The organism is Ferrovibrio terrae, assembly GCF_943371255.1.
GTDB lineage: Bacteria > Pseudomonadota > Alphaproteobacteria > Ferrovibrionales > Ferrovibrionaceae > Ferrovibrio > Ferrovibrio terrae_B.
In genome coordinates this window covers 1-17,884 of record NZ_CALRUC010000091.1, presented here as the reverse complement: position 1 = coordinate 17,884, position 17,884 = coordinate 1, and the positions used below count along the sequence as shown (strand labels likewise).

General features: G+C 64.2%; 19 protein-coding genes. 4 read left to right on the top strand and 15 right to left on the bottom strand.

The annotated features are described in order from the left end of the window. The 4 genes from AAG799_RS17000 to alr all read right to left on the bottom strand — a co-directional run. On the bottom strand, positions 1-716 hold a 716-nt coding region (locus AAG799_RS17000; RefSeq protein WP_341897863.1), incomplete at its 3' end, for an AAA family ATPase. Next, positions 716-1,495, bottom strand: a complete 780-nt coding sequence (locus AAG799_RS16995; protein WP_341897862.1) for an ABC transporter ATP-binding protein — start codon at positions 1,493-1,495, stop codon at positions 716-718. The genes AAG799_RS16995 and AAG799_RS17000, both read right to left, overlap by 1 nt. Continuing rightward, the gene (locus AAG799_RS16990) at positions 1,492-2,268 is read right to left on the bottom strand and encodes an ABC transporter permease (RefSeq protein WP_341897861.1); all 777 of its coding nucleotides are present in this window, start codon (positions 2,266-2,268) and stop codon (positions 1,492-1,494) included. The genes AAG799_RS16995 and AAG799_RS16990 overlap by 4 nt, the downstream gene beginning before the upstream one ends. Further along, positions 2,265-3,410, bottom strand: coding sequence for an alanine racemase (gene alr / locus AAG799_RS16985; protein ID WP_341897860.1), 1,146 nt, complete (start codon positions 3,408-3,410; stop codon positions 2,265-2,267). Before alr ends, AAG799_RS16990 begins: the two co-directional genes overlap by 4 nt. A 175-nt stretch (positions 3,411-3,585) precedes the next feature. Here alr and AAG799_RS16980 point away from each other — a divergent pair, with 175 nt between their 5' ends. Then, positions 3,586-4,524, top strand: a complete 939-nt coding sequence (locus AAG799_RS16980; RefSeq protein WP_341897859.1) for a DMT family transporter — start codon at positions 3,586-3,588, stop codon at positions 4,522-4,524. Between the two features lies 1 nt (position 4,525). Here AAG799_RS16980 and AAG799_RS16975 read toward each other — a convergent pair whose 3' ends face one another. The 11 genes from AAG799_RS16975 to rpsF form a co-directional block, all read right to left on the bottom strand. After that, positions 4,526-6,754 carry a methyl-accepting chemotaxis protein gene (locus AAG799_RS16975; RefSeq protein ID WP_341897858.1) on the bottom strand — a complete coding sequence of 743 codons (2,229 nt, stop codon included), beginning with the start codon at positions 6,752-6,754 and terminating at the stop codon, positions 4,526-4,528. A gap of 105 nt (positions 6,755-6,859) precedes the next feature. Continuing rightward, a complete protein-coding gene (locus tag AAG799_RS16970) occupies positions 6,860-7,681 on the bottom strand; it encodes a ZIP family metal transporter (RefSeq protein WP_341897857.1) in 822 nt (273 codons plus the stop codon). 102 nt (positions 7,682-7,783) lie between these two features. Next, on the bottom strand, positions 7,784-8,305 hold the full coding sequence (locus AAG799_RS16965) for a Spy/CpxP family protein refolding chaperone (RefSeq protein WP_341897856.1): 522 nt from the start codon (positions 8,303-8,305) through the stop codon (positions 7,784-7,786). A 138-nt stretch (positions 8,306-8,443) separates the two neighbouring features. Beyond that, on the bottom strand, positions 8,444-8,920 hold the full coding sequence (locus AAG799_RS16960) for a chemotaxis protein CheW (RefSeq protein ID WP_341897855.1): 477 nt from the start codon (positions 8,918-8,920) through the stop codon (positions 8,444-8,446). A gap of 2 nt (positions 8,921-8,922) precedes the next feature. Further along, positions 8,923-11,013, bottom strand: coding sequence for a methyl-accepting chemotaxis protein (locus AAG799_RS16955; protein ID WP_341897854.1), 2,091 nt, complete (start codon positions 11,011-11,013; stop codon positions 8,923-8,925). A 327-nt stretch (positions 11,014-11,340) separates the two neighbouring features. Beyond that, a complete protein-coding gene (locus AAG799_RS16950; RefSeq protein ID WP_341897853.1) occupies positions 11,341-11,475 on the bottom strand; it encodes a hypothetical protein in 135 nt (44 codons plus the stop codon). A 220-nt stretch (positions 11,476-11,695) separates the two neighbouring features. Continuing rightward, positions 11,696-13,159: a replicative DNA helicase gene (locus AAG799_RS16945; protein ID WP_341897852.1), complete on the bottom strand. Its 1,464-nt coding sequence runs from the start codon at positions 13,157-13,159 to the stop codon at positions 11,696-11,698. Between the two features lie 302 nt (positions 13,160-13,461). Beyond that, entirely contained in the window at positions 13,462-14,016 is a 555-nt protein-coding gene (rplI, locus tag AAG799_RS16940) for a 50S ribosomal protein L9 (RefSeq protein ID WP_341897851.1), read from the bottom strand. Continuing rightward, on the bottom strand, positions 14,016-14,981 hold the full coding sequence (locus AAG799_RS16935) for a DUF2232 domain-containing protein (RefSeq protein WP_341897850.1): 966 nt from the start codon (positions 14,979-14,981) through the stop codon (positions 14,016-14,018). Before AAG799_RS16935 ends, rplI begins: the two co-directional genes overlap by 1 nt. Positions 14,982-15,024: 43 nt before the next feature. Beyond that, positions 15,025-15,324, bottom strand: coding sequence for a 30S ribosomal protein S18 (gene rpsR / locus AAG799_RS16930; protein ID WP_341897849.1), 300 nt, complete (start codon positions 15,322-15,324; stop codon positions 15,025-15,027). Next, on the bottom strand, positions 15,324-15,824 hold the full coding sequence (gene rpsF, locus AAG799_RS16925) for a 30S ribosomal protein S6 (RefSeq protein WP_341897848.1): 501 nt from the start codon (positions 15,822-15,824) through the stop codon (positions 15,324-15,326). The genes rpsR and rpsF overlap by 1 nt, the downstream gene beginning before the upstream one ends. A 411-nt stretch (positions 15,825-16,235) precedes the next feature. On the opposite strand from rpsF, the gene AAG799_RS16920 reads away from it, so the two are divergent. From AAG799_RS16920 to AAG799_RS16910, 3 genes are read left to right on the top strand one after another with little or no spacing between them, the layout of a single operon-like run. Continuing rightward, positions 16,236-16,484, top strand: coding sequence for a plasmid stabilization protein (locus tag AAG799_RS16920; RefSeq protein WP_341897847.1), 249 nt, complete (start codon positions 16,236-16,238; stop codon positions 16,482-16,484). A 5-nt stretch (positions 16,485-16,489) separates the two neighbouring features. Then, entirely contained in the window at positions 16,490-16,909 is a 420-nt protein-coding gene (locus AAG799_RS16915) for a type II toxin-antitoxin system VapC family toxin (protein WP_341897846.1), read from the top strand. Next, a complete protein-coding gene (locus tag AAG799_RS16910) occupies positions 16,906-17,820 on the top strand; it encodes an SAM-dependent methyltransferase (RefSeq protein ID WP_341897845.1) in 915 nt (304 codons plus the stop codon). The genes AAG799_RS16915 and AAG799_RS16910 overlap by 4 nt, the downstream gene beginning before the upstream one ends. Positions 17,821-17,884: the final 64 nt, after the last annotated feature.

Below are 17,884 nucleotides of genomic sequence, written 5' to 3'. Positions count from 1 at the left end.
ACGGTATCGACCATATGCTCGACCACGCGCGGGCCGGCGATCTGGCCGTCCTTGGTGACATGGCCGACCAGGAAGACGGAGGCATTCGACTGCTTGGCCACGCGCACCAGCTCATGGGCGCAGGCGCGCACCTGGTTCACCGTGCCGGGCGCGCTTTCGATATTGTCGGCGAAGATCGTCTGGATCGAGTCGATCACGATCACCGATGGCGCGCCCTTGGCCTGCGCCATCGCCGCGTCGATGCCGGCGAGGATATCGCGTAAGGAGTTGGCGGCCGACAGCAGCACCGGGGCATCGGCCAGGCCGAGCCGCTGGGCGCGCAGGCCGATCTGCGCCACGGCCTCTTCGCCCGACACATACAGTGCGGTGGTGCCGCGCCGTGCCAGCTGTGCGACCGCCTGCAGAAGAATGGTGGATTTGCCGATGCCGGGATCGCCGCCGATCAGGATGGCCGAGCCGGGCACCAGGCCGCCGCCCAGCACGCGGTCGAATTCGTTGATGCCGCTGATCGTGCGCATCATCGTGTCGGGCTGCGCACTTAACGACGCGAAGCCGATCGCCTTGCCCTTGCCGGCCGACAGGCCCTTGGGCACGGCGACTTTTGGAGCTTCCTCGAGGATGGTGTTCCAGCCGCCGCAGGCATCGCAGCGGCCCTGCCATTTGCGGTAGGCGGCACCGCAGGACTGGCAGACGAAGGACTCTGTAACCTTGGCCATTAGGGCTTCAGCACTTCCATCTTGATCGGACCTTCGGCCCGACCGTGGATGAACTGGTCGACATAGGCATTGCCGGAATTGTCGACCTGCGAAGCCGGGCCATGCCAGATGATCTTGCCCTTGTAGATCATCGCCACATAGTCGGCGATCTTGCGCGCGCTCGACATGTCGTGGGTGATGCTCAGCGTGGTGGCGCCCAGCTTCTGCACGCAGGCCTTGATCAGGTCGTTGATCACATCGGCCATGATCGGATCGAGGCCGGTGGTCGGTTCGTCGAAGAAGATGATTTCCGGCTCGGCGGCGATCGCGCGCGCCAGCGCCACGCGCTTCTGCATGCCGCCCGAGAGTTCCGACGGCGACAGCTCGCCGACCTCGGGGCCGAGGCCGACCTGCCCCATCTTGTCCAGCGCGATATCCTTGGCTTCCTTGCGCGGCATGTTGCGGCCCTGGATCAGGCCGAAGGCCACGTTTTCCCAGACCTTGAGGGAGTCGAACAGCGCCGAACCCTGAAACAGCATGCCGAACTTGCGCAGGGCCTGCTCGCGCTCGTCGGCGTTGAACTTCATGGAGTCCTGGCCATCGATCAGGATCTCGCCGCTGTCGGGCCGGATCAGGCCGAGCACGCATTTCAGCATCACCGACTTGCCGGTGCCCGAGCCGCCGATCACCACCAGCGACTTGCCGCGCGGCACTTCCAGCGTCAGGCCGTCGAGCACGACCTTCTTGCCGAAGCGCTTGTGCACGTCCCTGAGGACTATCTTGTTCGGCGTGTCGCTCATTTGCCTGAGAAGAACAGTTCGGTGACGAAATAGTTGGTGACCAGGATCAGGATCGAGGCCGAGACCACCGCATCGGTGGTGGCCTTGCCAACGCCCTGGGCGCCGCCCTTGGAATGGAAGCCGTGATAGCAGCCCATCAGCGCGATCACGAAGCCGAACACGCCGGCCTTCACCAGGCCCGACACGACGTCCAGGGTTTCCAGGAAGTCGATGGTGTTCTTCATGTAGGAGCCGGCATTGAAGCCGAGCTTGTGGGTGGCGATCAGGTAGCCACCCATCACGCCGATGATATCGGCCACCAGCACCAGCACCGGCAGCGTCAGCGTGGCGGCCAGCAGGCGCGGCGCCACCAGATACTTGAACGGGTTGGTGGAGAGTGTGGTGAGCGCATCGATCTGCTCGGTCACGCGCATGGTGCCGATTTCAGCGGCCATCGCAGAGGCAACGCGCCCCGCCACCATCAGGCCGCCCAGCACCGGGCCCAGTTCGCGGGTGATGCCCAGCACCACGATACTGGCCACCGCGCTCTCGGCATTGAAACGCCCGGCGCCGATGAAGATCTGCAGCGCCAGCACCATGCCGGTGAACAGCGCGGTGAGGCCGACCACCGGCAATGAGAAATAGCCGATGGTCATCATCTGCTTGACCAGCAGGCGCAGATAGAACGGCGGCAGGAAGATGTGGCGCACGCCATGGAAGGTGAACACCGTCACCCGGCCGATGGCGACCAGGAAATCGAGGAAGACACGGCCGATGATGGCAAGCGGGTTCATGCGGCACTCTTGTAGACGCGGCGATAGCGCTTGCCCAGCTGGGTGAGCAGTTCATAGCCGATGGTGCCGGCCTGCGTGGCCTGCTCGTCGAGATCGATGCCGCCGCCCAGCAGGCTGACCGGCGTGCCGGGGCGGCAGTCCTCGGCGGCGAGGGCAGAGACATCCAGCGTGATCAGATCCATCGAGACCCGCCCCGCGATCGGCACTCGCACATGACCCTGGCGACCTTTGATGAGGGCGCTGCCGCGACCGGACAGCGCACGAGACAACCCGTCGGCATAACCAATCGCCACGGTGGCGATTTGAGTCGGTTTTTCAACGATATAGCCGGCACCGTAGCCAACGGTCATGCCCCTGTCAACGGAACGGACCTGCAGGATTTTGCCTTGCAAGTGAACCACTTCCGTCATCCGGCTGGCCTCGCGCCGGGGGCCTGCCGCGGGGTCCAGCGGATTGGCGCCGTATAGCGCGATTCCCGGCCGCAGGATGTCGTGATGCCAGTCCGCCCCCAGGAAGATGCCGGCCGAATTGGCCAGGCTGCCTTTCAGGTTGGCAAAGCGCTGGCGCCAGGCGGCAAAGCGATCGGCTTGGCTCCGGTTCAGCGGGTGGTCCGGCTCGTCGGCGCAGGCCAGATGGCTCATGACGAAGGCCAGCTCGATGCCCTCCAGCCTGCCCGGATCGGCGGCCACCGCATCGGCCTCGGCATCGGTGAGGCCAAGCCGGTTCATGCCGGTATCGATATGCAGGGCGGCGGGCAGGCGGCGGCCCAGCCGTTTTGCCAGGCCGGACCAGGCTGCGATCTGGCCCGGCGTCGACAGCACCGGCGTCAGATTGGCAGCGGCCAGCTCGGCTTCGCCGCCGGCAGTCGGTCCATGCAGGATATGAATCGTGACTCCGGCGGTCTCATGGGGCAGCGCCTGGCGCAGGGCCAGTGCTTCCTCGGAATGGGCGACGAAAAAGCGGCGGCAGCCGGCCTTTTGCAAGGCCCTGCCGACTTCTGCAGCCCCGAGGCCGTAGCCATCGGCTTTCACCACGGCGGCACATTCGGCCTGTGGCGCCATGCTGCCCAGCCGGCGCCAGTTGGCCACCAGTGCGTCGAGATCGATATGGAGAATCGCCTGGTCGCCGGAAGAGAAGGTCATGGCCGCTGTTTAGCCCAGCCGTCGGCAAAGCAACAGGCTTAAAACGCGGCTGCACCCTTGCCGTTACAGGGGGCGCGGGCGACACTGCGGCCATGGGGGACGGGCCACGGAAGAGGGCGACGTCACGGATGGCCGTCTCAGGCTGTCTTGCATGTGTATCGCGCCTGAGGAAGTCATGTCCGCCCAGCCTACGTCTGACAAGCCGCCTTCTGCTGGCAAATCCGTTCTGACCGGTCTGTTCGCCAATCCCTATCTGCTGCTGGTGCTCACGGTGGCGATGTGGGGTGGCCATTCGGTGGTCAGCCGCATGGCGGTGGGCGAGATTTCGCCGGCCTCACTCACCCTGCTGCGCTGGCTGATCGTCGCCGCCATCATGTTCACGCTGGCGGGCCGGGACCTGCGCCAGTACTGGCCGGTGCTGAAGCCGCGCATTCCCTATCTCGCCATGATGGGCGCGCTGGGCTACACCAGCTACAACATCCTGCTCTACTGGTCGGCCTACACCACCACGGCGATCAACATCAACATCATCAACGCCGCGATGCCGGCGCTGATCCTGATCGGCGCGCTGATCTTCTATCGCCAGCGGATCACGGCGCTGCAATGGGTCGGCATGGTGGTTTCGATGGCCGGCGTGGTGTGGACGGCGGCGAAGGGCGACCTGCAGCATCTTCTGGAGCTCACCGTCAATCGCGGTGACATCCTGATCCTGATCGCGGTGATCTTCTATTCCGGCTATTCGCTGCTGCTGCGCCACAGGCCACTGGTGCCCAGCCTGGTGTTCTTTGCCGCGCTGACCCCCGCCGCCCTGCTGACATCGTTCTTCCCGATGGCTTACGAGATCGCGGTGGGCGAATTTTTCTGGCCGACACCGAAGGGCTGGGGCCTGCTGATCTATGTGGCGATCTTCCCGTCGCTGCTGTCGCAGATCTTCTATATGCGCGGCGTCGAACTGATCGGCGCCGGCCGCGCCGGTCTGTTCACCAACCTGATGCCGCTGTTCGGCGCCAGCTTCGCCATGCTGATCCTGGGCGAGACGCTGGCGCTCTACCACGTGGTCGCGCTGGTGCTGGTGCTCGGCGGCATCCTGCTGGCGGAGTTGAAACGCCAGTAGGCTAGGCCACGCGGAAGAAGCCGACCAGGCGGGTGAGCTCCTTGGCCTGACCGGACAGCGCCTGGGCCGAGGCCGAGGTTTCTTCCACCAGTGCGCCATTGCGCTGGGTCATTTCATCCATGCTGCCCACAGCGGTGTTGATCTGCTCCAGCCCCGTCGCCTGTTCGCGGCTGGCGGCGGCGATCTCGGCAACAATATCGGCCACTTTCTTGATGGCGCCGACGATCTCGGTGAGCGATCCGCCCGTCTGGTTGACCAGGCTGGCGCCGGTTTTTACCTGCGCGTTCGATTCCGTGATCAGCGCCTTGATGTCTTTCGAGGCATTGGCCGAGCGCTGCGCCAGCGCCCGCACTTCCTGCGCCACCACCGCAAAGCCCTTGCCGGATTCACCGGCACGCGCTGCTTCCACCGAAGCGTTGAGTGCCAGCAGGTTGGTTTGGAAGGCGATCTCGTCGATCAGGCCGACGATGTCGCTGATCTTCTGCGCGCTGGACTCGATCTGGGTCACGGCCGTGACGGCGTTCGCCACCACGCTGCCGCCTTTTTCTGCCGTGTCGCGCGCCGCGACGGCCAGCTGGTTGGCGGCCTGGGCATTGTCGGCATTCTGCTTCACCGTGGTGGTGATTTCATGCATCGATGCGGCAGTCTCTTCAATCGAGGCGGCCTGCGATTCCGTGCGGCTGGCCAGATCCTGGCTGCCGGTGGAGATTTCCGATGAGGCCTCGTTCACCGCACTGGCGGCTTCGGCGATACCGGTGACGGTGCCGGCCAGCTTTTCACTGGTGGTGTTGACGTTGTCTTTCAGCTCGCCGAACACGCCGTCGTAATGCCCTTCGACGCGGCGGGTCAGGTCGCCGCCGGCCATGGCCGCCAGCACGCGGCCCACTTCGTCGATGGCGGTACCGACACTGCCGACCAGGCTGTTGATGCCATCGCCCAGCTTGTGCATCACGCCCTGCAGGCTGGCGGTGTCGATGCGGCGGGTCAGGTCGCCGGCAACCGCAGCCTGCACCACCATGCCCACCGAGCGGTCGAGTTCGGCTTCCTGGGCGGCACGATCACGCTCGCGCTGCTCGCGTTCCACCTCCACCTGCTGGCGCAGGCGTTCATTCTCCTGGCCATTCTCCTTGAACACCTGCACGGCCTTGGCCATGCGGCCGATCTCGTCGCCGCGACCCAGGCCTGTCACCACTGCGCTGTAATCGCCGGTGGAGAGAACGCCCATGGTCTCGGTCAGATCGACGATCGGGCGGCGGATCGAACGGCCGATCATGAAGGCCGCGATCAGCGCGGCGAGCAGGGCAATCGGCGCCAGCACACTGATGGTGGTCAGCGTGACGGCGATGTTGCTTTGCATGTTGGCTTCGTCCTGGTCCAGTTCCTTGCTGCGCGTGTCTGCCAGTGCATTGGCGCGCTCGATGCCGCCCACGGCGCTCTGGTTCATGCGGCTCGCCATGTCGGTGCTGATGCGGCCGATGATGGTCATCACCTTGACCAGGCCTTCGGCATAGGCAGCGGTGGCTTCCTTCAGTTCTTCGCCCGCCGTCATCTGGCCCTTGCCGATCAGTCGTTCCGCCAGCGCGTTGCTCTGGGTGGCGATCTCGGTGGTCAGCTGCTGCGTGCGCGCCAGCAGGTCCGGGCGCGGCCGATACAGATACTGGTAGGCGGCGGCGCCGATGGCATTCAGCGTTTCTGAGACCCGGGTAGCCTCGTAGGCGGTCTGGAAATCGCCGCTGGCAACCGATGTCTGGATCGTCTGCGGCAGGATCTGGCGGATCAGCGTGCTGGCCGGCACCACATCCTTCTGGAAGATGCCATTGTATTCTGCCCTGGCCGCCACCGTCTGGTCGATCACGGTGCCGAACTGCTGCATCAGCTGGCGGATCTCATCCAGTACGCGTTTTTCGTTGGGATCGGCATCCCGGTCTGCCTCCTTCAGGCTTTCCGGGATGGCCTGCAGCAGCTTGCGGGCGGTCTCCAGTGCCGGCACGCTGTCGCGGTCGGTGTAGAGCAGCACATTGCGGCTCAGGTCGATGATATCGCGTTCGGCCCGCAGCACCGCGCGGGTGGCATCGGACGTACCGCTGAAGTTGTTGAACAGCTGGCGCGCCGTGTTGACGCCGAAGATGCCCGAGCCGGCCACCACCAGCAGCAGCACGATGACAATGCCGAAACCGAGATTGATCCGGCCGCCAATCGAGAGGTTAGCCGTCGAGTTCTGCGCCGCCATATTTCCTCCTCCGGGCGCATGGCTGATCGGCCTGCGCTATTTATCGTTGGTCGTCTTATGAAGGGTACTCTACCGTTTCGGCTGCGCGGAGGGAACCGGGCTAATTCAGCCGAGCGCTACGTCCAGATAGAGCATCACCACGAATCCGCCGAACAGGGCGGAAGTGGCGCCGCGCTCGACGCCGTGGCGATGGGTCTCGGGGATCACTTCCGACGAGATGATGAACAGCATGGCGCCGGCGGCAAAGGCCAGTGCCCAGGGCAGCAGGCCGCCTGAGACGGCCAGGGCACCGGCACCGACAACGCCGCCCATCGGTTCCAGTGCGCCGGTCAGCGCGGCCACCAGGAAGGCGGCTTTGCGCGTGTAGCCTTCGCCGCGCAAAGCCACGGCAACGGCCAGACCCTCTGGAAGATTCTGCAGGCCGATGCCGAAGGTGACGCCCATGCCGCTGGCGAGATCGCCGCTGGCGGCACCGATGCCGACGGCCAGGCCTTCGGGGAAATTGTGCAGGGCGATGGCGATGACAAACAGCCAGACGCGCGCGAGCCGCGAGGCATCGGCGCCTTCGCGGCCTTTCATGCCGAAATGTTCATGCGGCGCTAGGCTGTGCGCCAGATGCATCACCAGGGCGCCGACCAGCAGGGCGGCGATCACGCCGAGGGCGGCCTGGCTGCTGTTGCCCAGGCTCTGCTCGGCATGATCGAGTGCCGGCAGCAGCAGCGAGAAGAAGGTGGCCGCCAGCATGATGCCGGCGGCAAAGGCCAGCATCAGGTTGCGCGTGGTTTCTTTCATGGTGCTGAGGAACAGTACCGGCACGGCACCCAGCGTGGTGGCGCCGAAGCCGGCGACGACGCTGGCCAGCACACCGAGCATGAAGGGCGAAAGCGAGGGAATGGCGGTGGCGAGATCCATGCCCTGATGTAGCATGGACCGCGCCGGCCGGAACAGGCCCGTCAGCCGGACGCAAAACGGGGCCCGGTGAGGGGCCCCGTTCCGCTCTGCTGGATATAGCAGATCAGTGGTGACGGATCAGTGGTGGCGCGGGCCGTGACGACCGCCCATCATGCCGTCGCCGCCCATGCCGCCACCCTTGGCGAACAGCTGGTCGGCGGTTTTCTTCTGCTCATCCGACAGCGACTGATACAGCGGGCGGAAGGCAGCCAGGTAACGGTCCTGCGCCGCGTTCATCTCTTTCATCATCGCACTGCGCTGTTCCAGCCGCTCCAGCACGGAAGTGGTTGCCGGCACCTGCACGCTGGCCTGCTGGCGCTGGGCATGACGCTCCTGCATCGTCTTGGCGGTGGCACGCATCTCGTCGGCCAGCTTGTCGAACAGCGGCTGCTGCTGCGCGGTCAGTTTCAGCTCGGTGCGCAGGAACGCGAGGCGGCCCTCTATGAAGCGGCCGGGCGTGCGCTGTTCGGCATGCTGCATCTGGGCATGCGGCGGAGCGCCAGTCGGAGCGGATTGCTGGGCAGGCTGGGCGAGCGCCAGGCCGCCGGCAAAACCGGTGGCGATCACACTGGCGGCGAGAAGCAGATTGCGAGCGGACATGGGGGACTCCTGCGTGGCGGGAAGGGGTCCGCCCCGGTTGCCCGGGGCGGAGGACGGCGGCAAGGGGGATTGCCGTCATCCATACCCACTCTCACGCAGCCGCCGCGCAAATCCTGCGGCGGAAATGGCAGGGCCGGATCAGGCCGCTTCGATCAGCGCCGGCTGCTCGGCCGGGGTCTCGTCCGGCGGCATGCGGTTTCGCGTCAGTTTCTGCAAGGCCAGCAGCGGCACCAGGCGTTCGCCCACCGAGGCGATGCCGTCGATCAGGCCGGACGACCAGGCTTCGCCCTGGTCGGCGCGGCTGATCTTGTCGGCTTCGATCTCGATGATGTCGGACACGCTGTCGACCAGCAGGCCGAGCGGCTTGCCGTCCATCACGGCGACCACGATGACATCCTGCGGCGTCGGCGCGGCCGTCGGCTTGCCGAGGATCGGGCGGGCATCGAATACTGGCAGCACATGGCCGCGCAGGTTCAGCACACCCAGGCAGGTGGGGTCGGTGTTGGGCAGCGGCGAGACAGGCGACCAGCCGCGGATCTCCTGGATCTGCAGCAGCGGCAATGCATAGGTCTGGTCGCCGACATTGATCAGAAGCGCATCCGTGCGATCGGTCATGTTCAGAACTCCTGCCAGTCTTCGGCCTGCTGCGCGGGCTTTGCCTGTGCCGAGGCGGTGGTCTTCAGGGCGGCAACCGGCTTGCCGGCCGGCTTGGCCGCAGTGCGGATCGGGGTGACGCTTGCCGGTTTCGCCGGCTTCACCACCGGTGCCGCGACCTGCGACACCGTCTGCGCCCGGCTGCTGCCATCGATCTTGAAGAAGCTGACCAGCTGGGCGAGCTGGCTCGCCTGCTCCGACAGCGCCTGGGCCGAGGCCGAAGTCTCTTCCACCAGGGCGCCGTTGCGCTGGGTCATCTCGTCCATCTGGCCGACAGCGGTGTTGATCTGCTCCAGGCCAGTGGCCTGTTCGCGACTGGCGGCGGTGATCTCGGCAACGATATCCGACACCTTCTTCACCGCGGAGACGATCTCGTTGAGGCTTTCGCCGGCCTGGCCGACCAGCTTGCCGCCCTCGCGCACCTGGCCGTTGGAGGCCTGGATCAGCGCCTTGATGTCTTTCGATGCATTGGCCGAGCGTTGGGCCAGAGCGCGCACCTCCTGGGCGACGACGGCAAAGCCCTTGCCGGCTTCGCCGGCGCGGGCCGCTTCAACCGACGCGTTGAGTGCCAGCAGGTTGGTCTGGAAGGCGATCTCGTCGATCAGGCCGACGATGTCGCTGATCTTGGTGGCCGAGGTCTCGATCTGCCCCATTGCAGTGACGACATTACCCATCACCACGCCACCCTTGTCGGCGGCATCGCGGGCGACGCTGGCCAGCTGGTTGGCGGCGGCGGCATTGTCGGCATTCTGCTTCACCGTGGTGGTGATCTCATGCATCGAGGCGGCGGTCTCCTCGATGCTGGCCGCCTGCGATTCCGTGCGCTGCGCCAGATCCTGGCTGCCGGTCGAGATCTCGGCCGAGGCATCCTTCACCAGCATGGCGCTTTCATTCAGCTTGCCGGCGATGTCGCGCAGCTTCGTGGCCATGGAGTTGACGCCGTCTTTCACGGTGCCGAAGATGCCGTGATATTCGCCGCGGATATCCTTGGTCAGGTCGCCCTGCGCCATGCTGCCGGTCACGGTGGCCAGTTCGCCGGTCACGTTCTGCAGCATGCCGGTCAGGCCGTTCAGCCGCTGGCTGATGGTGAGCAGGAATCCCTCCTTGTCGGCCTCGTTCAGGCGGGTGTCGAGATCGCCGGCGGCAGCCTTGTCGCACAGCTCCGATATTTCCTCGATGGCCTTGCGTTCGCGGGTCTCGCGGGCGGTGCGCTGCTCCTCGGTCATGCGGCGCTGCTCGGCGATATCGGTCTCGGCCTTCTCGCGGGCAATCATGTTGTCCTTGAAGACCTGGACCGTGCGGGCCATCAGGCCGATCTCGTCGCCGCGGCCGGCACCGAACACTTCGGTTGCCGTATTGCCATCGGCCAGCGTCTTCATGCCCCCGGCCAGGCGTGCGATCGGACGGGTGATGGTCAGATAGGAAATGGCGAAGCCAAGGCCGATGGAAGCCAGGAGCACGCCGATGGTGATGCCAATGATCAACAGGGTCTGCGTCTGGGAAAATTCATCGAGCTGGGCGTTGAAGATGTCCAAATCCTTGTCATTGGTATTGCTGGCCTGGACCAGGGTTTCGTTCAGGGCCTGACGGTTCTTCCGGTTGGCATCGTTATTTCCCATTTCATTGGCGGCGGCCGGGCTTACTTCAAGCCCTACCCGCGCGAGTTCGCGGCGGAAGGTAATGAATTCAGTGATGATCTGCTTGCGCTTTTGGAATGTTTCGCGCCGATCCGGCCGTACATTGTTTTCCCAAAGCACGACGAATTTCTCGATCTGGTCAAGCTGCGCGAGCAACCCTTTGGCAAAGGGCTGGGCGGCTTCGCTTGTTGTAGACATGTAGATTCCGCGCGAATCCGACACCACGGACAACACGGCAGCATTGATTTTTTCCGCATACATGCCGCGCCGCGCCGACTTGGTCATCTCGCTGACAATTTCTTCATAGGTGCGAATGCTGCTGACCCCGAGCCAGCCAACCGCGCTCAGCCCGATGGCGGCGATCAGTAGCACGATAGCGATGCGAGCACCGATTTTCAGATTGTTCAGGATCGACATGACGATATTTCCTCTTTCTCTTTATCAAGAGGCGCCGCTTCAACGGCGCAGGCTCGTCTTGTCAGTTACTCCGCTATTTCAATCTGAGGGAGTGTACATCCGGTAATACCGGTGTGTATTTTCATTAATTATTGCAGTTTATTAGGATTTATCTAAAAGGTGCAGGTCTTTGTTCTTGTTATGTTGTGTGAAGAGGCACGCTTTGCGTGTGTGCGGCTTGGGGGATAATCGATTGGCCACCGGATGGATGGACGCGGATTTCGCCCGTGTCTGACCGGATTCGGATACCGCCTGATCGCTGCGGATCTGAATCCGGTCAGGAGTAACTCAGGCCGCCCGTGCCATGGTCGAAGACGTGGTCTTGAAGAAGCTGACCAGCTGGGCGAGTTGCCCGGCCTGCTCCGACAGCGCCTGGGCTGAAGCCGAAGTCTCTTCCACCAGGGCGCCGTTGCGCTGGGTCATCTCGTCCATCGAGCCGACGGCGGTGTTGACCTGTTCCAGACCGGTGGCTTGTTCGCGGCTGGCGGCAGCGATTTCCGAGACGATATCGGTTACCTTCCAGCATGTCGGGGAGCAGTGCTTAAGTGGCTTGTGCCTGGCGGTATTACCGAAGCCAGAGACGCTGGGTGCAGTGTTCCGGCTGTACAGGATCCAGCCGCACGCAATCTCCTGTCGTTTGGCGTCAGTAAGCCTCCGGCAGGTGATCGGCGCCGATATGGTCGCTGAACTTGGTGAAGGCGCTCTCGAAATGCAGCAGCACGCGGCCGATCGGGCCATGACGCTGCTTGCCGATGATCACCTCGGCCAGGTTGGCGATGCGGCCCATCCTGTCCTGCCATTCGGCATGTTCGGGCGTGCCCTCGTTGGGCTGCTTGCGCATCTCGTAATACTCTTCGCGATACACGAACATCACCACGTCCGCGTCCTGTTCGATAGCGCCTGATTCACGCAAGTCCGACAGCTGCGGCCGCTTGTCGTCGCGGCTTTCCACCGCGCGGCTCAGCTGCGACAGCGCGATCACCGGCACATTCAGATCCTTGGCCAGCGCCTTCAGCGCCTGGGTCACTTCCGAGATTTCCTGCACGCGGTTGTCGTTGCGGCGCGAATTGCTGCCGCGCACCAGCTGCAGGTAGTCGACGATGATCATGCCGATATTGTTGGTGCGCTTGAGCCGCCGGGCCCGGCTGCGCAGCAGCGAGATCGAGATGGCGCCGGTGTCGTCGATATAGAAGGGCAGCTGCGCCAGCTCCTTGGAGGCCGGCACGATCTTGCGGGTGAATTCATCGTCGGTGATATCGCCGCGCCGCAGCTTTTCCGACGGGATCTCGGTTTCTTCCGCCAGGATACGGGTGGCCAGCTGGTCGGACGACATTTCAAGGCTGAAGAAGGCCACCGGCACACCGGCGCGGGCGGCATTGAAGGCCATGTTGGTGGCCAGCGAGGTTTTGCCCATCGATGGACGGCCGGCCAGGATGATCAGATCCGACGAATGCATGCCGCCCAGCATCTTGTCCATGTCGCGCAGGCCGGTGGTGACGCCGGAAAGGCCGCCTTTCTTCCAGGCGGCATCGATCGATTTGACCGACTCCATCACAGAGTCGCGGAACGAGACGAAGCCGCCTTCCGAGCTGCCTTCATCGGCCAGCTTGAACAGCCGCTGTTCGGTTTCCTCGATCTGGTGCGTGGCCGCCTCGTCGATCTTGGGATCGTAGGCGCGGTTCACCATCTCCTCGCCGATGCTGATCAGCTGGCGCCGCAGCGCCAGGTCATGGATCACCTTGGCGTAATCCTCGGCGTTGATCACCGTGGTGGCGGCGGCGGCGAGGCGGGCGAGATAGGTGGTGCCACCGGCCTTGATGACGACCTCGTCGCGCTCGAAATAGGCCTTCAGGGTGACCGGATTGGCGATCTCGCCGCGCTCGATCAGGGTCAGCGTCGCCTGGTAGATGCGGCGATGCGCCTCGTGGAAGAAATGCTCCGCCTGCAGGAAGCCCGACACCTTCATGGCGGCTTCGTTATTGACCAGGATGGCGCCCAGCAGTTCCTGCTCGGCGTCGAGGTTGTGCGGCTGGATTCGGAAATTGGGTTCGCTGGTGGCTGGGTCGTTATTGGCAGTCGGGGCAGTAAACGAAGTCACAACGGCCATAGTCGAAATTCTTTCCAGCCTGAGTTCTGACGATCAGTTGCGTGACGCCGCGATGACGATTCTGTTGCGTCGTTACGCTGCGGGCGGCATTAACAGCCATGCGCCCCCGCACTTCCAGTTCTCATTTCGGTTGACGCGGTATTATCCACCTAAATCTGACTGGGGATAAGTAGCTTCGATAAGTCAGTGTGTTAGCAGCATAAATCCACAGGGTTATCCCTTTGGACAAACGAAAACGGGCCGGCATTTCTGCCGGCCCGAGTCGTTTCGATACGTCCTGATGCGCGAGGTTACAGCCAGGCTTACGCCTCGGCGGCTTCGTCCTCGGCTTCGGCGGCGTCCGCCGCGTCGGCTTCCAGCGTGACGCCTTCGTCCAGCAGGCTCTCGGCGGCCACCTGCTTCTCGGCTTCGGACTCCGAGCGGGCGACGTTCACCTTCACATCGACAGTGACTTCCGGATGCAGCGCAGCGGTCACCGTGTACACGCCGATCGTCTTGATCGGGGCGCCCAGGTTGATCTGCTGGCGGCTGATCGTGAAGCCGGCGGCGGTGACGCCATCGGCGATGTCACGGGCGCTGACCGAGCCGAACAGCTGGCCGCTGTCGCCAGCCTGGCGCAGCAGGGTGACGCTGACGCCGACCATCTTGGCGGCGACCTTCTCGGCCTCGCCCTTCTTGGCCAGGTTCTGGGTTTCGAGCTGCGCACGCTGCTTCTCGAAAACCGCCTTGTTTGCCGTGGTGGCCCGCAGGGCCTTTTTGCGCGGCAGCAGGAAGTTACGGGCATAGCCGTCCTTCACCTTCACCACTTCGCCCATCTGACCGAGCTTTTCCACGCGTTCGAGCAGGATGACTTCCATTAGTTCTTCTCCTGGCTGGTTCCGGCCCCGGCGAAACGCCGGCGGAAACCCGCCCATTCTTCGATGAAACCCAAGATGACCACCAGTACACCGACCAGTGCGCCAGCCACGACCAAGACCGCATAAAACGCGGCCAGAACCAGACCGGGCAGGGCGACACGCGTCGCCAGCCCGTGAACCACGGCCAGCCCCTGCAGGAAGAAGGGGAAGGCCAGAATGGCAGCGACCGTGCCGCCGACGAAGCCGGCATCACCCGGCAGCATGAATGCAGCGATCAGCGCCACCACCAGCGACACGGCGAGCAGCCGTGACAGGGTGAGGGCCCGGTACACCGGTGTGGGACGGCGGTTCTGCTTCAGCATCACCGCGATCCCCTGGGCCAGGGTACCGTTGATCGTCATCATCACCAGCCAGCTGACGCCGAAGACTGCAGGCATCAGGGTGGCCAGACGCTTTGCCACGGCCGGCAGATCGGCTTCGGCAGAGCCCTGCGGCATGGCCGACAGGAACTGCACCAGCAGCGGCTGCAGCATGCCGGGCAGGCCGCCTTCGCGGTCCGCCGTCAGCAGCAGCGCCATGCCGAACAGGCCAAGCGCCCAGCCGGCAAGCCAGAGCACCAGGCGGCCGACCGGATACCATTCCAGGTCGTTGCTGATCTCGGCAGTGCCGCTGGCCTCGGTGGCCGGGCGGGCGAGCAGCGCCTGCCGCACCACCAGCGCGACCGGAGCCGCGAAGGTGACGAGATAGACGCCGCCGGCCAGCAGTCCGTTCAGCGCACTGATCAGTGCGCCGACCACGCCGGCAATTCCCACGGCGGTCACGCCATGGGTCATGCCGGCGAAGAACAACGGCAGCGGGGCCAGGTAGCCGAGCAGGATGCCGAGCGGACCGCTTGCGGCGGTCAGCACCAGCACCGCGCTCGCTGCACCAGCGAGGCTGCCGAAGATCAGACTGCGGGTCATCATGGCTGCAGGTCCGGTTCCAATCCCCTTGCGGGGATCGGTGGCCTTACTTGATGACGAACGGCAGCAGAGCCAGGTTGCGCGCGCGCTTGATGGCCCGGGCCAGTTCGCGCTGCTTCTTGGCTGATACTGCGGTGATACGCGACGGGACGATCTTGCCGCGCTCGGAAATGAAGCGCGACAGCAGCTTCACGTCCTTGAAGTCGATCTTCGGCGCGTTGGCGCCGGAGAACGGGCAGGTCTTGCGACGACGGAAGAACGGACGACGGGCAGGGCCGCCGCGACCGGCGGGCTTGCCGCCGCGCTCAGAACCGCCACGATCAGAAGAGGTACCGGTGCTCGACATTACGCGTTCTCCACGCCAGCGGCCGGAGCCGACGACTCTTCACGTTCAAACCGCGGACGACGCTCGCCGCGATCACCACCACGGTCGCCACGATCGCCGCCGAAGCCGCGACCGCCGCCACCGAAGCCACGATCACCGCCGAAGCCACGCTCCGGACGGTCGCCGCGCTCGCCGCGATCCTTGTTGACCAGAATGGCCGACGGGCCTTCTTCCAGCTTTTCGACGCGCACGGTGAGGTAACGCAGGATGTCTTCATGGATGCGCATGTTGCGCTCCATTTCGGCAATCGCAGCACCCGACGCAGAGATGTTCAGAAGGACATAGTGGCCCTTCTTGTTCTTCTTGATGCGGTAGGAGAGGTTGCGCAGGCCCCACTGCTCGGTCTTGGAGACCTCGCCGCCCTGGGCCTTGATGATATCGGTGAATTGCGCGGCCATCGCCTCGACCTGGGCGGTCGAGATGTCCTGGCGCGCGATGAATACGTTCTCGTAGAACGCCATCGTGCTCTCCTTCTGGCTTTTGCGGCCCGGCGGCGACACACCATGTGGCGACGGATCGGACCTAGCCGGGACTCCATAAGAAGACCCAGCAAGGAGCTATGTGAGGGCGCGGACTATAGCGATTTTCCCCCCGTTGGCAATATGGGCTGACAGGGCGGGATTGGCAGGGCCGGGCAGCTGTGATATTCTTCTTTTGTTCTTGAGGATGAATACCAAAGTATGTAAACCGGCTGGCCCGGTTCAGAGCCGAACAAGCCGGTTTAAGCCGGACGAAGGCCCGGTTAAGCCGGAAACAGGCGCAGCTAAGCAGCGAATAAGCCGGAATAAGCTTGGACTAGCGTGAAATTAAGAGTCTTAAGGGTGATTTGATATCAGTGATATCAATGATATCATTCCCTGACGAGGTGAAGCATGGCCAGCATTGTCATCCGCAATATCGAGGACGACCTGAAGAACCGGCTGCGCCAGCGCGCGAGCCGGCATGGCCGTTCGATGGAGCAGGAGCTGCGCGAGATCCTGCGCGCCACGCTCGCCACCGAGCCGATGACCGGCGCCGATTTCCTTGAGGCGGTGCGCAAGCGGTTTGCCGGACTGGAGGATGTCGAGCTGGAGATTCCGCCCCGCACCGATATGGGCCGCGAGCCGCCATCCTTCGACTAGCGGCGATGATCATTCTCGATACCAATATTGCCTCGGCGCTGCTGCGGCCAGAGACCCGGGAGCCGATCTGGGTCTGGATGTTGCGGCAGCCGGCCAATGAACTCTGCACCACCAGCATCACCGTGGCCGAGATGTTTTACGGCGCGCGCATCCTGCCGGCCGGCGCGCGGCGCGACCGGATGCTGGCAGCCCTTGCCGGGTATTTCGACAGCGATCTTGCTGGCCGCGTGCTGCCCTTCGACGAAATGGCCGCCCATGAATATGCTGTCCTGATCGCCCAGCGCCGTCGGCAGGGCCGGCCGCTGCCGCTCTTCGATGCCCAGATCGCTGCCATCGCCCGCGCCCATGGCGCCACGGTGGCAACGCGCAATGTGAAGGACTTTGCCGATTGCGGCATCGACATCGTGAATCCGTGGCAGACATGACCATCACCGGCTATCTCGCAGCCGAAGGCTTCGAGGATCAACTGCGCACCGAGCTGGGCGGGCGGCTGCGCGCCGAGCATGGCCGGTTGTTTCTCGCCGATGGTGACGAGCACTGCGCCTGGGCCGCCAACACCTGGTTCGATGTGCAGGAGACGCCGATTGAATCCATCGGCGATGCCGCCACGAAACTGAAAGCGATCCAGCGCAACTGGGCGGCCTATGCGCCGCTGCATCATGGCCGCGCCAAACTGATCGTCGAGAAGCTGCCGCATGTCTCGGCCAGGCCGCTGAATTTCGGTACGCCGCTGCCGACCGCGCCACTGGGCAGCTTCACCCTGCTGGCGCCTGACCGCATGCTCTATGCCGCGCGCTGTTCCAGTCCGATGTCGCATGGCGAGTTTGCCTTCAACGAAGACCGCGAAGGGCCGCCAAGCCGCGCCTATCTCAAGCTCTGGGAAGGGCTGACCCGGCATCGCCTCGAATTCGGCTCGGCGCTTCCGCAGGCCGGTGACATCTGCCTCGATCTCGGGTCATCGCCCGGCGGCTGGACCTGGGTGCTGGGTTCGCTCGGTGCCAGTGTCACCGCCATCGACAAAGCGCCGCTGGCGCCGAATGTTGCCGCGATGAAAACCGTGCAGTGGCAGCAGGGCAGTGCCTTTGCGCTGGAGCCCGGGGAGTTTCCGCGCGTCGACTGGCTCTGCTCTGATGTGATCTGCTATCCGGCGCGGCTGCTCAAGCTGGTGCAGCGCTGGCTCGCTTCATCCGATATGCGCAATGCGGTCTGCACGTTGAAATTCCAGGGCGAGACCGATTTCGAGACGGCGCTGGCCTTTGCCGCGATCCCGGGCAGCCGGCTGCTGCACCTGCATCACAACAAGCACGAACTGACCTGGCTGTGGCGTAAGCCTTAAGCCGTGGGCTTCTGGCTGATCACGCCATACCAGCCCAGACCGTCATAGGTCTCGTAGCCGATGG

Excerpts from the sequence above, each read along its gene's own strand:
- AAG799_RS16995 (WP_341897862.1), bottom strand. The coding sequence starts at position 1,495 with ATGAGCGACACGCCGAACAAGATAGTCCTCAGGGACGTGCACAAGCGC.
- AAG799_RS16990 (WP_341897861.1), bottom strand. The coding sequence starts at position 2,268 with ATGAACCCGCTTGCCATCATCGGCCGTGTCTTCCTCGATTTCCTGGTC.
- alr (WP_341897860.1), bottom strand. The coding sequence starts at position 3,410 with ATGACCTTCTCTTCCGGCGACCAGGCGATTCTCCATATCGATCTCGAC.
- AAG799_RS16980 (WP_341897859.1), top strand. The coding sequence starts at position 3,586 with ATGTCCGCCCAGCCTACGTCTGACAAGCCGCCTTCTGCTGGCAAATCC.
- AAG799_RS16975 (WP_341897858.1), bottom strand. The coding sequence starts at position 6,754 with ATGGCGGCGCAGAACTCGACGGCTAACCTCTCGATTGGCGGCCGGATC.
- AAG799_RS16970 (WP_341897857.1), bottom strand. The coding sequence starts at position 7,681 with ATGCTACATCAGGGCATGGATCTCGCCACCGCCATTCCCTCGCTTTCG.
- AAG799_RS16965 (WP_341897856.1), bottom strand. The coding sequence starts at position 8,305 with ATGTCCGCTCGCAATCTGCTTCTCGCCGCCAGTGTGATCGCCACCGGT.
- AAG799_RS16960 (WP_341897855.1), bottom strand. The coding sequence starts at position 8,920 with ATGACCGATCGCACGGATGCGCTTCTGATCAATGTCGGCGACCAGACC.
- AAG799_RS16955 (WP_341897854.1), bottom strand. The coding sequence starts at position 11,013 with ATGTCGATCCTGAACAATCTGAAAATCGGTGCTCGCATCGCTATCGTG.
- AAG799_RS16950 (WP_341897853.1), bottom strand. The coding sequence starts at position 11,475 with ATGACCCAGCGCAACGGCGCCCTGGTGGAAGAGACTTCGGCTTCAGCC.
- AAG799_RS16945 (WP_341897852.1), bottom strand. The coding sequence starts at position 13,159 with ATGGCCGTTGTGACTTCGTTTACTGCCCCGACTGCCAATAACGACCCA.
- rplI (WP_341897851.1), bottom strand. The coding sequence starts at position 14,016 with ATGGAAGTCATCCTGCTCGAACGCGTGGAAAAGCTCGGTCAGATGGGC.
- AAG799_RS16935 (WP_341897850.1), bottom strand. The coding sequence starts at position 14,981 with ATGATGACCCGCAGTCTGATCTTCGGCAGCCTCGCTGGTGCAGCGAGC.
- rpsR (WP_341897849.1), bottom strand. The coding sequence starts at position 15,324 with ATGTCGAGCACCGGTACCTCTTCTGATCGTGGCGGTTCTGAGCGCGGC.
- rpsF (WP_341897848.1), bottom strand. The coding sequence starts at position 15,824 with ATGGCGTTCTACGAGAACGTATTCATCGCGCGCCAGGACATCTCGACC.
- AAG799_RS16920 (WP_341897847.1), top strand. The coding sequence starts at position 16,236 with ATGGCCAGCATTGTCATCCGCAATATCGAGGACGACCTGAAGAACCGG.
- AAG799_RS16915 (WP_341897846.1), top strand. The coding sequence starts at position 16,490 with ATGATCATTCTCGATACCAATATTGCCTCGGCGCTGCTGCGGCCAGAG.
- AAG799_RS16910 (WP_341897845.1), top strand. The coding sequence starts at position 16,906 with ATGACCATCACCGGCTATCTCGCAGCCGAAGGCTTCGAGGATCAACTG.